The sequence below is a fragment of the Polyangium sp. 15x6 genome (genome assembly GCF_029960785.1).
Classification (GTDB): domain Bacteria; phylum Myxococcota_A; class Polyangia; order Polyangiales; family Polyangiaceae; genus Polyangium.
On record NZ_JASBQE010000078.1, the window covers coordinates 16,568 to 31,422 of the forward strand.

The window sequence follows — 14,855 nt, forward strand, 5'->3', positions numbered from 1 at the left end:
GCCTCGGGGTTTCGGCATGTCGCGAAAGCCCGTGCTCATCCACGATGGCCTCGTTCGAGCGCCAAACCTCGCAGCGCTCGGGTGGCTCGCGCGCTTGCCCATCCTTCGTTCAGTCGCTGCATGGGTCGAGAGGCGTATCACACGCCGTCCTTCCGCTTCACAGCCCCGGAGCCGCGTCGTTCGATGGCTGTTTCTGCGCTCGCTCGGCGCGGTCCATTACCTCGCGTTCGCCTCGCTCGGTTCGCAGGTGCTCGGCCTTCATGGCCGCCGCGGCATCCTCCCCATTCGAGAGCGGCTCGAGCGTGCCCGGTACGTCTTCGGACCGAAGCGCTACCAGGCCGTGCCGTCGATTTTCTGGGTGGATGCGTCCGATGCCACGCTCGTTCGCGCCTGCCGCGCAGGAAAGCTCCTCGCGGCGCTGCTCGTGCTCGGTGTCGCTCCTCGGCCCGTGCTTTTGCTGCTCTGGGCGCTCTACCTCTCGTTCGTCTCGGCCAGCGGCACGTTCCTGTCGTTTCAATGGGACGCGCTCCTCCTCGAGAGCAGCCTGCACGCGCTCCTGATCGCACCACGCGGCCTGCGTCCGGGCCTCGGCCGCGAGGACCCTCCGTGGCAAGCGGTGCTGCTCCTGCGATGGCACGTCTTCCGGCTCTACTATGAATCGGGCCTCGCGAAGCTCCAGTCCGGCGACGTCACGTGGAAGAACCGCACCGCGCTCGGCTACCATTACGAGACGCAGCCGCTCCCGACCCCGCTCGGGTGGTATGCGCATCAGCTCCCCCGCCCCGTCCAGCGGCTGTCGACCAGGCTCGCGCTTCTTTGCGAGTGTATCGTGCCGTTTCTCGTGTTCGCTCCCCGGCGCCTCCGGCGGTTTTCCTTCTGGCCCCTCGCCGGACTACAGGCGGGCATCGCCGCCACCGGCAATTATGGATTTTTCAATTTGCTCACGGTCGTACTCGGGTCATGGCTCCTGGACGACGAGCCGCTGCTCGGGAAAACCCTCTTTCGGGCCACGGGGCCCGCGCGGCCGATGCGGGGCGTCCGGCGCTTCGTGATCGGAGCGGCTGCGGGCCTTCTCTTCACGCTCACCCTCGGCGCACATCTCGAACGCTACGGCCCTCGCAGCCCGCCGGGCATTCTCTCGCGCATGCTGAACGCGCTCGTGCCCATCCATTCGGTCAACACGTACGGGCTCTTCAGCGTCATGACGGTACGTCGACCCGAGATCGTGATCGAAGGCTCCGACGACGGAGACCGCTGGCTCGAGTACGAATTCCGGTACAAGCCCACCGATCCGCGCCGGCCCCCGCCCTGGGTCGCGCCGCATCAACCACGGCTCGACTGGCAGATGTGGTTTGCCGCGCTCGGGCCGCCGCCACGCTGGTTCGTCGCGTTCCTGGCACGTCTGCTGGAGGGATCGCCCGAGGTGCTCGCGTTGCTCCAGCGCTGTCCGTTTCCGGATCGGCCACCGCGTTACGTGCGCGCCGTTCTTTACGAGTACCGCATGACGGACATCGAGACGCGGCGCCGCACGGGCATGTGGTGGGAGCGGGAGCAGCTCGGGCTGTATTTCCCCGCGATTACGATCACGAAAACCGACTCCGCGCCGGTGTAGGAGCCTCGGCGTGCCGCGGCCCGATCAAGCGCTGAATCGTGGATCGATCACGTCGTGCAGGAAGGCCCGCCATATCCGGCGATCGCGCTCGCCAATCCGCGCGCGTTCGTCGCCGTTCATGCCGTAGATGCCGCCGAAGCACTCGACGATGCTGGGACCCGCGAACGCGATGTGCCACTGGTGTCGCCAATCGACGAGAAAGCGATCGCCCACATCAGGCAGGCCGAAGCGCAGCCATTCCGAAAGCATCAGGCTCGCCGGCGCCGCGGGCTCCGCCGCGTCGTCATCCTCGTTCTCATCCTCGTTCTCATCCTCGTCCGCGTCCTCGTCCGCGTCGTCCTCGCCATGATACGTGATCTGGGCATCGAGCCCGCTGCGGACGAGCGCTTCGCGCAGCCACTCGCATAGCCGCCGGAACGCGAAGGCGTCGCCGTCGACAATCGCCCGGCTCGACGGGTTCCAGGCATCGACCCGCAGGATCTCGCAGATCCCGTCCACCCCGGGCGCGAGCAGGCCGACGAACGCGCCGGCAAATGGGAAAGCGCGCCGGAGATCGTCCGCCAGCACGATTGCATAGGGGCCGACCTCGAACACGCCGAGCAGCCGCTCCGGGCCGATCCCATCGCGGGCGCGCGCGAACGTCTCGGGGGCAGGCGCGCGCACGAGCGCCGCGGCTCGCGCGAGCGCATCGGAATCGAAGGGCGGCACGGGCAAAGGCGGCGGCGCCCCGTGCTCCACGCGCGCGGCGAACAGGTCGACCAGCGGGAAGTAGCCCGCCATTGCATACAGAAAGTCGTCCACGAGCTCGAAGGGTTCACGCCGGAGGTGCTCGACGACATGCACGTCGAGCCAAGCGCGCCATGTTGCCGCCATCGCCGCGAGATCCCGCTCGGTCGTCGCATCAGGGCCCGGTCGTGTCAGCGCCGCGCATTCGAGGCCGCCGAGCGGGAGGCCCGCGTGTGCCGCGTCGCCGGTGCTGCGATCGGTGAGCGTGAGCCCGACGCTGCTGCTGCCAAAGCCACGCAAGCTGCGGTCCACCGCGAAGACGGTGGTGATCGCGAGCTCGAGGTCGCGGCCGGCGAGCGAGAACGCGTGGCGGTGCCCGCCGAGCAGCGCGGGAAGATGCTCCTCGCACCACGCCCAGAGCGAGCCTGGTCGCGGCGGCAGGATCGCCGCGGTGATGAGGTGCTCACAGGCCGTATACTCCGACAAACTCTCGATACCCTTCGCGTCGACCTCGGCGCAAAGCGTCGCAAACACGCGGGCGAAGCCTTCCCGAGCATCCGGCCCCGTCGGCACGTCGAGATACCGCCGCGCGAGCGAGTCGTTGCCGGAGCACGGCAAGCGCCAGCGATGGGTGCCGCCGTCGCGCTCGACCACGACGGTGAGCCCGGCGTCGACCCACCCGTGATGTGGGGTCAAGCGAATGAACCTGAGCCACGCGTCTTCGAACCGGAGCGTGGTGCCACCCTCACGCGCCGCGTGTCCCACGAGCCAGCCGCCGCCCTCGCAGAGCAGCGTCCACAGCGTGCCCTTCGGAAGCACCGGCCCCGGGAAATGGCGCAGCCAGTAGTCATTGAGCGCCTCGCCGAGCGCCTCCCACAGACCCTCGGCCCACAGGGGTAGCGGCAGTTTGTCCGCGAGCGCGCTGAGCTTCTCCCGGCGCTCGGCGTCGCGTGGATCTCGGGTGTAGTCGATCGTGATCGAGAGCCCGTCGGAAGCCTCCAGGTCAGGCGCGATCAGGTGCGCGTCGGCAAGCGCGAGCTCCCGAGCCGCGTCGCTCACGACGTCGACGACCGTGAGCACCTGCCATACCTGCACCTGGTCGGATTCGGAGAGCTCGACCGAGATCGGCGTCCGCGTGCCGAGGACGCGGATCGCCGCGTCGCGGGCGATGGCGACGATCTCGTCGACGACCACCTCGCGCGTGAGCCCGCGGGTGCGCACGAGCTCGTCGATGAATGCTTGATGGGACGTGGGGTACATCGAGGGGCGATGCTACCGCCGGCGGCAGATGAGGTCCAGGTAGGCGCGCCGTCGATACGACTGGCCAGACCCTTCGAGGCCAATCACATTCCCCCGAGGAGACGAGATGACCATCGACCTCGACGCGTACCTTCGACGTATCGGCTTCGCGGGGCCGCGGGCGGCGACGCTCGACGCCCTGCGCGAGCTCATCCTCCGCCACACCGAAACCATCCCGTTCGAGAACCTGAACCCGCTCTTGGGGTGGCCGGTGCCGCTCGACCTTCCGGCGCTCGAGCAAAAGCTCGTCGAGGGGCGGCGAGGCGGCTATTGCTTCGAGCAGAACCGCCTCTTTCAGGCTGCGCTCGAGGCGCTCGGCTTTCGTGTCACGGCCCTCGCCGCGCGCGTGCTCTGGAATGCCACCGAGGACGCGATCACGCCGCGCAGCCACATGCTTCTGCGCGTCGACCTCGGCGACGAGCCGTACATCGTCGACGTCGGTTTCGGGGGACAAGTCCTCACAGGACCGCTACGTCTCGAGCTCGGCACGGAACAGCCGACTCCCCACGAACCCTTCCGGTTGCTCCAGAGGGAGGACGACATCCTGATGCAGTCGAGGATCGGCGAGAGCTGGAAGACGACCTATCGCTTTGACCTGAAACCACAGTACCCGGTCGACTTCGAGGTCTACAACTACTACCTGTCGACGCATCCGCGCTCGCATTTCCGCACCGGACTGATGGTGGCCCGGTCCGTCCCCGGTCGCCGCTACACGCTTCGAAACCGGCAATTCGCGGTTCACCGCCTCGGCGGCCCCACCGAGCGCCATACCCTGGAGAATGCCCAGGGCCTGAGGCGGACCCTGGAGCGCGATTTTTTGCTCGCCGTGCCCGACACGCCCGAGCTCGAAGCTGCCTTCGAGCGCCTGACGTAATGGGCGTCGCGCGCGCTCCATCCCTGGGCAAACCGCTCCCGCGGCTCAGCCCATGGGATCCAGGAATCGTATCCGCATCTCGTCCTGCAGGACGTCCCGCGTCCGCCGGCCTGCGCCGCCCGTGCGCAGCGCCTCGACGCGTGGCCAGGCGAAAAGCCCCGCGACGGAATCCGCGTAGAACATCCCTCGCGGCGTGAGGTGCAGCGCGTCTGCGTCGAGCTTCGCGAGGCCGGCGGCCTCGATCGCCTCGATCTGCGCGCCGAAATGCTCGGCGAGGTCCACGCCGAAGAGGTCGCGGTACGTGGGGCGCGGAATGCGGAGCCGCGCGAGGCTACGCGTCGTGAAGAGCAGGCGGAGGTCCTCCTCGCCGTACGGAAAGTACAGATCGTGTGCTCCCCAGAAGGCCCCCTCCAAGGTCTTGCCACGCGCGAACTTCACGGCGCGCCGCTGCCCGAGATTCGTGAACGTCGAAATCGACAGCGGCCCGAAACCAATCGCGTCGTACCGTTCGGGGGTGAAGCTGTGCTCCTCGTAGACGAAGCGACGATCGGTCGCGTGGACATCGGCCCGCTCGAAATTGGTCAGCGTCGTCTGCACGTACCCGCGCTCGCGCAGCGCCTCGCGCACGGCGAGCCAGTTGTCGCAGGCCTGCTCGAGGGAAGGGAGCTCGGCGCGGACGGCCGGGTCCTCGGCCCAGGGGGTGCCCTGGCCCTCGGCGAGCACCAGATGATAGACGCATATCTGATCGAATCCGAGCGCCGCGGCCTCGTCCACATCGGCCAGCATTTGCGTCAGGGGCTCGGACGGCAGGTTGATGAGGAAATCGCCCGACACGGTGAGGCCGTCCCGGTGCGCCTTCTCGACGACGCGCCGGATGTCGCGCCGGCCGCCGAAATGGCGTCTCCCCATTCGATCGAGCATCGCCTCGTCGAACGTCTGCACGCCCATGCTGATGCGACGGTGCCGGGCCGGCATGTCGCGCAGCACCTCGAAGGGGCCCGGCAGGAGCGAGCGAAACAGGCTCGGGACACCCTCCAGGGTCACCTCGGCGCCGCGGAGATCGAGGTGGCGCCCGAGCGCCTCGACGATGTTCGCGAGATCGGTCTTCGGCGTGAGGTTCGCCGTCGCGCCGCCGAAATAAACGGCGTCGACGCGGCGCTCCGCGAGCTCTTTGTGTTCCAGGAAAAACGAGTCGATCCGGTCGGCCACCGCCTTTGCGGTCCGGCGGAGCAGGCCCTTGTCGTAACGATCGTGCGGGAACGTGCAGAATCCGCAGCCCTCGACCTGCGGATTGCATTGCGCGTGCGGCAGCACGCCGACGAGGATCGGGCGTGTGGGATCGAGCTCCACCCAAGGGGGCTCGATCTCCACAAAACCCGTCGTCAAGACCTCACCGTTCGCGCAGCGTTCGGCCCTCTCCCGCCTGCTTGGATGCGGCTCCACAGCAGGGCGCATGAGCGGCAGCATCGGATACCCCTGCAGCAGCCGGTGCCGCTGCGGCCCCGACATCCGTCGAGCGAGCTCGTCGTGCCACGATGTCATCGTTCCATCCATTCGAGCATCGCGAGATCGTCAGGGCCGCCGCGCTCCCGGAGTGCCCGGATCACCCGCGCACGGTCTTCCGGAGATCGATTCTGGCTCAATTTGAACTTGGCTTCCAGGCGCTCGATGGGGAGCGTGAGGCCGACGATCGCGTCGAGCAGGTCCTCGCGGACGTCGCTTTCGAGGGTTTCCATGCGCCATGGCTCGCTCGCGCCTCGCTCGTGGAAGGAGGAAAGATCGTCGAGCAAAGACGCGAGGCTCGCTCGATCCATGGGGGCTTCGAGGCGTCCCTGGGCGTGCACGACCATGTAGTTCCAGGTCGGGACCTGCTCGCGCGGGTGCTCGTACCAGCGGGCGGACACGTAGCCGTGGGGGCCGGAGAAAACGACCGTCGCAGGGCGGCCCGCGAGTTTCCAGATGGGGTTCGCTCGGGCGACATGGGCGCGCAAGCTGCCGTGCGGGCCCGCGTTGCGATCGAGGAGGAAGGGCAGATGCGCGATCTCCAGGGAGCCATCGCCGTGCGGGACGATGAGGGCGCCGAACGAGTGGGCCTCGATGAAGCCGTGGATCTCCGCGGGACTGGTCGCTTGAAACGTTCTGGGGAGGTACACGCGGACGCAGGATAGCGGACGGCGCGGCGCGTGGTCGAGAGATCACGCGGGTTCGGAGTCGAGCCCCCTGCACGCATCTGGACCATTCCGCAGCGCCATCCGCATGCCCACGCGATAGAGACGCTCTCGCAATGCGGCCGGCGCCAGCACCTCGACGCCGTCGCCCAGGCCCGTGAGCTGGTGCGTGGCCACGTCCTCGCTCTCCAGCAGGAGATCCACCGTCCGAAAGCCCTCCGCGTCCGGCGGCCCCGCGTCCTCCAGCATCCGGCGCACGGCGTCGTGCGGGACCACGTGCGGCAGGCCCTTCTGCGCGCCGGGCGACAGACGAACACGGCACGGGTAGGTCAAGAGCGATCGGTCGAACGCCGACGACGATTCGGCCCACCACGCGGCAAGGTCGAAATCATCCGGCCGGACAAACGCATCCGCCCTCGCTTCGGCCTTGTGGATCCGGCTGATCCGGTAGGTCTTGATCGCCCGCCGATGCCGCGCGACCAGGTACCACGTGCCCGCCTTGAGGACGAGCCCGAGCGGGTCCACGCGACGACGGGCCGACCTCTCCCCGTGGCGCAGGTCGAGCCGACGACCTTCCCAGACGGCCTCGGCGACGGCTGGCAGCGCGTCGAGTTTTTCCCGGCGCGAAAACCACCCCGGCGCATCGAGCAGGAATCGCTCCCGGATCCGGCCGGCACGGCCGCGCAGCTCCGCCGGCAGGGTCGCGTCGACCTTGGCCCGCGCCGTCGCGGCGACCGTGGCCAATCCGAGGTCGGCGACCGCCTGCGGCGCGCCGGACAAAAACAGAGCGCTCGCTTCCTCGGCGGTCAGGCCATCGAGGTGCGTACGCCAGCCCGGGGCCAGGCGAATCCCGCCGCCCGGGCCCGACTCGGTCCAGAGTGGAACCCCGGCCGCCAAAAGTGCCGTGATGTCCCGGTAGAGCGTGCGGACCGAGACCGAGAGCTCGTCCGCGAGCGCGGTCGCCGTGGCGTGCTTGCGTCGCTGGAGGATGAGGAGAAGCGCGAGAAGCCGGCTGGATCGCACACTCGCATCATGCCAGAAAAACGCTGACAGAAGGTGTCAGGGATGTGCGGGTATCTTCCGCTCATGACACGAACTCAATACTACGTGGCGGCCAGCATCGACGGGTACATCGCCGACGCCGAGGGGCGTCTCGGCTGGCTGTTTCAATTCAACGACGTCGAGGGCGTGGACCCGCATTACAAGGCCTTCCTCGCCGGGATCGGCGCGCTGGCGATGGGCGCCGCGACCTACGAGTTCATCCTCGCCGAAGGCCTGAAAGCGTGGCCGTACGCCGGTCTACCGACCTGGGTGTTCACGCATCGCGCGCTGCCGGCCTTCGAGGGCGCGGACATCCGGTTCACCTCCGAGGACGTGGGCATCGTGCACGAGCAGATGGCGCGCGCGGCCGAGGGGAAACACATCTGGCTCGTGGGCGGCGGCAACGTCGTCGCGCAGTTCGCGCGGCGAGGGCTCCTGGACGAGATTCTGCTCGGCGTCGCGCCCGTGGTGCTCGGCAGCGGGGCGCCGCTCCTGCCCGCCTCGATTCCAGGCCCGCTCGAGCTCCAGGGCATCACCCGCTTCGACCGCGGGTTCGTCGAGCTGCGATACACGATCCCACGCGTATAGTGCAGGGGGCGCCCCTCGGGCGGGTGGTACGGCGCGTTCCCAGTTCCGCCGTCTGTTTGCCCCCTCCCCGGGCAGGACGGTAGGTTCTCGGCCGTGCTCGCCCCCGAGCTGACCATCGCGCTGGTAGCGAAAGCCCTCGTGGGGGAGCGGCAGGCCGTGCGCGCGCTCGTGGACAGGCTCACGCCCGTGGTCCAGATGCGCGTCGCCAGGGCGCTCCGGCGGCGCCGGGGGGCGGCGCTCGGGCGGGATGTCCGGCAGGAGGTCGAGGACCTCACGCAGTCGGTGTTCCTCGCCATCTTCGCGAACGGCGGGCAGGCCCTGCGCAAGTGGGACCCCGCCCGCGGCTCTTCGCTCGAAGGCTTCGTCGGGCTGCTCGCCGATCACGAGATCGCCGCCATCCTGCGCAGCCGGCGGCGCAGCCCCTGGACCGAGGATCCGACCGCGGATGAGGATCTCGCCGAAGACGCGCCCCCGGGCGACGTCGGGCCCGAGCTCGAGACGCTCACCCGCGAGGCCTTGCGGACGGTCGTCGACCGCCTGCGCGAGCGCCTGAGCGACCGAGGCCTCGAGCTCTTTTTCCTGCTCTTCGTCGAGGAGCGGTCGACCGAGGAGGTCTGCGCGGACACCGGCCTCACACCGGACGCGGTCTACGCGTGGCGCAGCCGGATCGGGAAGCTCGTCCGGCAGATCGCCGCCGAGATCGTGTCAGAAAACGAGGATCCGGATCGTAGATCTCTGCGGAGGCCCCCCTGATGACCACGGATGAGCTGCTGAAAGCCGTGGCGCAGGCTGCGCGCGAGGACGAGATCGACGACGATCCGCGCTGGTCCGCCCTGGCCGAGGGGAGCCTGCCCGAGCAAGATCGCGCGGCGCTCGAAGAGATCGCGCGGAGGTCGCCGCGGCACGAGGAGGCCTGGCACATGCTCAGGCCGCTCGATGAGAAGGCGCGCGCGCGGTTCACGGACGGGATCCTCGCGCAGATGGCAAAGGAGAAGGCCGCCGCCGAGGAGAGCCCCGCCCCGGCTCCACCGCCCCGCGAAGGCGCCCAGGTGATCCCGCTCCCGAAGAAACGCACGTGGGTGCCCGCGGTCGCCGCGCTGGCCGCCGCCGCGGCCGTCGCATTGCTCGTCGGGCTGCCCGCTCGCGGGCCCTCGAACGGGGACCCGCTTCCCGCCTACGAGGTCAGCCTTCTCGGCGGTGAGCACAGCACCCGCGCGGAGCCCGCGCCGACCGATCCGCGCCCGCCGCTCCGCCTCGGCCCGGGTTCGTCCCTGGAGATCGTGCTCCGCCCGGCCACGCCGGACCGGAAGCCGATCGCCGCGGGCGGCTTCTTGATCCAGGATGGACGCGCGCGTGTGTGGCCGATCCAGCCTGAAATCTCGCCCGATGGAGCCATCCGCGTCGCAGGGGAGCGGGAAACTTTGTTCCCCAACCTTTCCGCGGGTTCGTACGAGATCGTGATCGCCGTCGGCCGCGTCGGAGCGCTGCCCGAGGCCGACGCAGTGGTCCGCGGCGCGGAGGCGGACGCGCGCGTGCGGCTGTTTCGCCAGGCGATCGTGCTCGTGGATCCATGACGCCGGCGCCAGCGCGAGCGTCCTCGCTCGTTCCCGCCCTGCTCTTCGCGCTCGCGCTCGTCACGCGCGGCGATACGCGCCTCGAAGCAACCCCCTCCCCGCCCCCGCCGCCCCTGCCGCTCGAAGTCGAGGTCGCGGGCTGCGGCGCCGTGCTCGCCGAACCCGCCTGCGAGTTGCCCGAGGATCGAACCCTGCGCGTCTGGGTGAAGGCGCCGCCGGGAGCCCGGATCGAAGCGGCCCTCGACGCCCGCGCCGCCCCGCTCGAAGGCGCCGCGATCCAGGGCGGCACGCTCGGCCGGATCGAGGTCCCCGCCCCCACGCGCGAGCTCTCCGTCACGGCCACGCTCGGCGATCGGCGCGCGGCCTTCCGGCTGCCGCTGCGCCCGCCGAGCCCCGATCCCGCCTTGAAGGAGGCCGAAACCCTGCGGCAAACGGGCAAACTCGACGAGGCCGCGAAGCAGCTCTCCGCGATGACCTCCGATCCCGATCCGGCGCGCCGGGCGCGGGCGCTCGGCAAGCTCGCCCGGATCGACAGGGCCCAGGGCCGGATCGAGGCGGCGATCGGGCGCTTCGAGGAGAGCATGCGGGCCCACCGCGCGCTCGGCCGGATCTCCGACGAGTTCCTCGATGGGTTCGCGCTCTATTACACGCTGACGTACCACGGGCGCAGGCTCGCGGAGGCGCGGCGCGTGCTCGAACGCCTCGAGCCGCTCGCGGATCGGCACCCGGAGGGGCGCGTGCTCCTGTCCTATTACGCCGGGCTCCTCTCGTCGGAGACCGGCGATCTGCGCACCACGCTGCGGCTCCTCGGCGCCTCGGCCGAGGGCGCCGAGCGGCTCGGGCTCGCCCTGCACCGCCTCGACGTGCTGCAGCTCGAGGCCGACATGCTGCAGATCCTCGGGCGAGGCGCGGAGGGCGAAGCGCTGCTCGCCGAGGTGCGCGCGTCGTTCCCCGAAGACGCGAGCCCATGCCGAAAGGCCTCGATGCACACGAGCGTCGGCTGGTTCGCCTTGCAAGCCATCGCGCGGGGCGATCGATCGGAGCTCCGCATCGAGGACGCGATCGCCGCCTTCTCGCGAGCGCTCTCCCTTCACCGGGGCGCGTGCCCGGACGGCGAAAAACTCGCCAATGCGCTCACGAACCTCGCGCTCGGCGAGCTGTTCGGCGGAGACGCCGCGCGGGCGGCGGAGTACCTCGCCCTCGCGCGCCGCGAGCGGCCCGATCCGGACGCGCGTCTCGCGGTGTGGCTGCTCGACATCGAAGGTCGCATCACCCTCGGGCGCGGCGCGCCGGCGCGCGCGCTGCGAATCTACGAACGAATGGCGGAGATCGCGGCCGCGGGCGTGCTGCCGGCGAGCCGGTTTCGCGCGGCGCTCGGGCGAGCGGAGGCGTTCGAGGCGCTCGGGCGCGTGGCGGCCGCGAAGGAAGCGTACGCCGAGGCGGAGGCGCTGCTCGACGACCACAGCTTGCTCGTCCCGCTCGGGCAGGGGCGCGAGACGTTCCTCGGTCGGTTCGACGAGGGCGCCCGCCGGCGGGTCGATTTCCTCCTGCGCCACGATCCGGCCGAGGCCGCCCGGGCCGCGCGTCGTTCGCGGGCGCGCTCGCTCGCGGCCCTGCGGTGGCAGGGCCGTATCGCGGCACTCGGCCCCGAGGAGCGGGCTCGCTGGGAGGGCGCCATTCTGGACTATCGACGCGAGCGGGATGCGCTCGATCACGAGGCCCGGGGCGACTGGAAGCTCGCGGCCGACGCGCTCGCGCGGGCCCGCGCGGCGAGGAGCGCGCGCGAGGCGAAGCTCGTGGCCGCGCTCGATCAAGCGCTCGCGGTGCTCGGGCGCGCCGAGGTCGACGGAGGCGCGGCGCTGCCCCCCGTGCAGCCGGGCGAGCTGCTCCTCGTGTACCACCCGATTCGCGCAGGCTGGGCGGGGTTTGCCCTCACCCGCGAGGGCGTCACGGCGCGCAGGTTGCCCGCGCCGAGCGCGACGCCGACGCCGGAAGAGCTCTCGCGCGTGCTGCTCGAGCCTTTCGGGGACGTGATCACGGCGGCCCGGCGGATCCGGCTCGCGCCTTATGGCGAGCTCGATCGGATCGATTTTCAGGCCCTGCCCTTTCGTGGCGCGCCGCTGCTCGCGCGGGCGCCGGTGGCCTACGCGGTGGACCTGCCCGGGCGCGGAGAGAGCGCCGAGGCGCCGGCCGCGGAGGGATCGGCGTGGGCCGTGGTGGTGGCCGATCCACGTCGCGACTTGCCGGCGGCGCGGCGCGAGGCCGAGATCGTCGCCGGGGCGCTCGAAGAACGGGGGGGCTTTCGGGTGCGGCGGCTCTGGACCCGGGAGGCCACGCTGGGCGCGGTGCGCGAGGGGCTCGAAACGCCCGGGGCCATGCTCTTCCATTATGCGGGGCATGGCTTTTTCGGCGGGCGCGATGGCTGGGAGAGCGGCTTGCCGCTCGCGGAGGGCGGCTTCCTGAGCGTGCGGGACGTCCTTTCCTTGCCGCGGGTGCCGGCGCACGTCGTCTTGTCCGGGTGCGACACGGCACGGACGGCGACCGAGGCGCGGGCCGAGGGGCTCGGGCTCGCCCAGGCGTTCGTCGTGGCCGGCGCTCGGTCGGTGATCGCGGCGACGCGTCCGATCGACGATCGCATGGCCCAGCGCATGATGGCGGCGCTCTATGGATCGCCGTCCGCGCGTGGCCCGATCGACGCGGCCGCCGCCCTGCGCGACGCGGCGCTCGCGGTCCGGGGCGAGGATGCCGCGTCCGACTGGGCGAGCCTGCGCGTGCTCGTGCCCTGATCGCGCGCTGTCAGAAAAATGTGGTGGGGTTGTCAGACTCCGAAACGCGGCGTCGTAAAGGACAGGCGTGGAGGACGTCATGCATTATCGAATCGCGCTTGGTTTGTGCCTTTTGGTCATGGGTTGTGCCTCGGGCAGCGCGCCCGACACCAAGGAGAGCGTGCCGGTCGTCATGGCCCGCACGTGGCCGGATCCTACCGATCCGCAATGCGGCGCGTGTTCGTATGTGCTGGCGGAGCGTACCGTGTACGCTTCGCTGGACAGCATGGACGAGATGCCTCCGATGGATCTCGTCCTTTACTCGCCGTCCAAGCAGGTCCTCCAGAGACACTTCGGCCTCGCGCCCCGAACGTACGCACCGGGCAAGGCAACGTATCCGGTCCCGGACGGCGCGACGCAGGACGTCGGTTATGGCGTGCTCGGTTGGCAGGGCCGTTCGGGTTACCAAACCAAAACGATCCCGGTCGCGTACAGGTCCGGATTCCTCACGGAATGACCAGCGCGCTCTGCCTGCGGTGGGGTTGTCAGACCGGGCGGGGCGTCGTCGTAAGGGACAGGCGCGGAGGGATACGATGCGAAATCAAATTGTGTTCGGATTGTGCATTCTGGTCATGGGCTGCGCCTCGAGCAGCGCGCCCGAGGCGGTGGAGAGCAAAGCGGCCGTCATGGCGCTTCGAGCTCCGCTGCCGCGACCGACCGATCCGCAGTGTGGCGCGTGCAGGTACGTGATCAACGAAACGCTGGTGTATGCGTCGCTGGACGGCGTGGACCAGATGCCCCCGATGGATCTCGTCCTCTACTCGTCCACGGGGCAGGTCCTCGGCAAATATTATGGGCTCGCGCCCCGGACGTACGAGCCGGGCAAGGCGACGTACTGGGTCTCGGAGGGCGCGCAGAGGAACGTCGGTTATGGTCTGCTCGGTTGGCAGGGGAGGACGGGCTACCACACGGAAAAGATTCCGGTGAACGACTCGGAAATCCTCCTCCCCGTGGAATGACCCGCGCGCTGCCCCTGCGCGCCTCCCCTCCTGCCGCCCACCCGGCCCCCTGCTCCCCCGTATCACCTCTGCCGCCGCGCCACGCATCACCCCGCGTGATGCACCCATGCGTCCGCAGTGAGGATCCGGTGACGTAGCCGGCGCGAAAAAAAAAAACGGCGAGGGTCGTCAGAAATCGGGAGCCCTCGTCGTAAGAACCATCGAGGCGAGCGCGAGGACACGAAAGAGCGCTGCCCGAGAACATTCACGCGGGGAGGCGAGGCACGGGCGCCGCGAAGGCCCCCTGCCCTCGTCTGCCCCGAGAGCCATCGCCCCTGCGGGGGCACCAGACGAAGACCATTCGAAAACCAGAGGAAGAGAGACACACCATGAAGACGAACTCGATTTTCACGGCATTGCTCATCGGCACCGGCCTCGTCGCGACGGCTTGCATTGCGGACCCCGGCGGCGCGGACGACGTCGTCGAGGAGTACGGTGTCGAGGAGGAGCGCGTCGGCGAGGCCGAGGAGGCGCTGCAGATCGCATGGCCCGCCGCGGCGTGGCATTTCGACGTCAATTGCAGCGGCGCCGCCGCGTTCGATTCATCGGGCAACGATCTTCACGGCGTCCGGTCGGGCGGCGTGAGTTGCGCCGCGGGCGCGAAAGGCGGCAAGAGCCTCGAGTTCAACGGGACGAACGGCAAGGTCGAGATCCCGGACCACGCGGCGCTCGATTTCACGACCGCCATGACCGTTTCGGCTTGCGTGCGGCCTCAGTCCCTCGCGTCGGGCACCATCCTGAGCAAATGGTACGCCCTCGATTCCTACCAGCTCGGCGTGTCCTCGGGGAACGTCCTTTTCTCGGTGGCATTCCCGGGCGGCCAATGGGGCGTCACGAAGGACGTGGCGGCGCCGGCGGCGACGGGCGTGTGGCAACACGTGGCCGGCGTTTACGACGGGGCGAACCTGCTCCTTTACCGGAATGGCGCCCTCGTGGCGTCGACGCCGGCGAGCGGGACGCTGCAGCAATCGAGCCGCCCGGTGGTGATCGGCAATCACCCGTCGTGGAGCGCGTTCAATGGCAACATCGACCACGTCTACCTGTACAACCGAGCGCTCACGGCCGCGGAGATCGGGACGTTGAAGGCCGAGTGCCTGAACTGAAATGGCGGAACGTGGCAGGCGCCTCGGTGACGGGGCGCGGCCCGTCG

13 protein-coding genes are annotated in these 14,855 nt (G+C 69.7%); 9 read left to right on the plus strand and 4 right to left on the minus strand.

All coding sequences use genetic code 11. The features are described from left to right. The first annotated feature begins 16 nt into the window (after nt 1-16). Entirely contained in the window at nt 17-1,612 is a 1,596-nt protein-coding gene (locus QHF83_RS38470; RefSeq protein WP_282423047.1) for a lipase maturation factor family protein, read from the plus strand. Nucleotides 1,613-1,636: 24 nt separating this feature from the next. On the opposite strand, the gene QHF83_RS38475 is transcribed toward QHF83_RS38470, so the two are convergent. Then, a complete protein-coding gene (locus tag QHF83_RS38475) occupies nt 1,637-3,598 on the minus strand; it encodes a NusA N-terminal domain-containing protein (protein ID WP_282423048.1) in 1,962 nt (653 codons plus the stop codon). Between the two features lie 106 nt (nt 3,599-3,704). Here QHF83_RS38475 and QHF83_RS38480 point away from each other — a divergent pair, with 106 nt between their 5' ends. Next, nucleotides 3,705-4,511, plus strand: coding sequence for an arylamine N-acetyltransferase (locus QHF83_RS38480; protein ID WP_282423049.1), 807 nt, complete (start codon nt 3,705-3,707; stop codon nt 4,509-4,511). A 45-nt stretch (nt 4,512-4,556) separates the two neighbouring features. Here QHF83_RS38480 and QHF83_RS38485 read toward each other — a convergent pair whose 3' ends face one another. From QHF83_RS38485 to QHF83_RS38495, 3 genes are all read right to left on the minus strand, one after another. Next, nucleotides 4,557-5,897, minus strand: a complete 1,341-nt coding sequence (locus QHF83_RS38485) for a radical SAM protein (RefSeq protein WP_282423050.1) — start codon at nt 5,895-5,897, stop codon at nt 4,557-4,559. Between the two features lie 152 nt (nt 5,898-6,049). Beyond that, nucleotides 6,050-6,664, minus strand: coding sequence for an FMN-binding negative transcriptional regulator (locus tag QHF83_RS38490; RefSeq protein WP_282423051.1), 615 nt, complete (start codon nt 6,662-6,664; stop codon nt 6,050-6,052). Between the two features lie 42 nt (nt 6,665-6,706). Further along, complete coding sequence (locus tag QHF83_RS38495) at nt 6,707-7,702, minus strand: WYL domain-containing protein (protein ID WP_282423052.1); 996 nt, start codon at nt 7,700-7,702, stop codon at nt 6,707-6,709. Nucleotides 7,703-7,765: 63 nt separating this feature from the next. Here QHF83_RS38495 and QHF83_RS38500 point away from each other — a divergent pair, with 63 nt between their 5' ends. The 7 genes from QHF83_RS38500 to QHF83_RS38530 all read left to right on the plus strand — a co-directional run bounded on the left by QHF83_RS38500 (nt 7,766) and on the right by QHF83_RS38530 (nt 14,808). Beyond that, nucleotides 7,766-8,308, plus strand: coding sequence for a dihydrofolate reductase family protein (locus QHF83_RS38500; protein WP_282423053.1), 543 nt, complete (start codon nt 7,766-7,768; stop codon nt 8,306-8,308). A gap of 93 nt (nt 8,309-8,401) precedes the next feature. After that, entirely contained in the window at nt 8,402-9,061 is a 660-nt protein-coding gene (locus tag QHF83_RS38505) for a sigma-70 family RNA polymerase sigma factor (RefSeq protein ID WP_282423054.1), read from the plus strand. Then, nucleotides 9,061-9,882, plus strand: coding sequence for a hypothetical protein (locus QHF83_RS38510; protein ID WP_282423055.1), 822 nt, complete (start codon nt 9,061-9,063; stop codon nt 9,880-9,882). Before QHF83_RS38505 ends, QHF83_RS38510 begins: the two co-directional genes overlap by 1 nt. Beyond that, complete coding sequence (locus QHF83_RS38515) at nt 9,879-12,668, plus strand: CHAT domain-containing tetratricopeptide repeat protein (RefSeq protein ID WP_282423056.1); 2,790 nt, start codon at nt 9,879-9,881, stop codon at nt 12,666-12,668. Before QHF83_RS38510 ends, QHF83_RS38515 begins: the two co-directional genes overlap by 4 nt. 79 nt (nt 12,669-12,747) lie before the next feature. Then, nucleotides 12,748-13,164: a hypothetical protein gene (locus QHF83_RS38520; protein ID WP_282423057.1), complete on the plus strand. Its 417-nt coding sequence runs from the start codon at nt 12,748-12,750 to the stop codon at nt 13,162-13,164. A 76-nt stretch (nt 13,165-13,240) separates the two neighbouring features. Then, nucleotides 13,241-13,666, plus strand: a complete 426-nt coding sequence (locus QHF83_RS38525) for a hypothetical protein (RefSeq protein ID WP_282423058.1) — start codon at nt 13,241-13,243, stop codon at nt 13,664-13,666. 368 nt (nt 13,667-14,034) lie between these two features. Further along, complete coding sequence (locus QHF83_RS38530) at nt 14,035-14,808, plus strand: LamG domain-containing protein (protein WP_282423059.1); 774 nt, start codon at nt 14,035-14,037, stop codon at nt 14,806-14,808. The last annotated feature ends 47 nt before the right edge of the window (nt 14,809-14,855 follow it).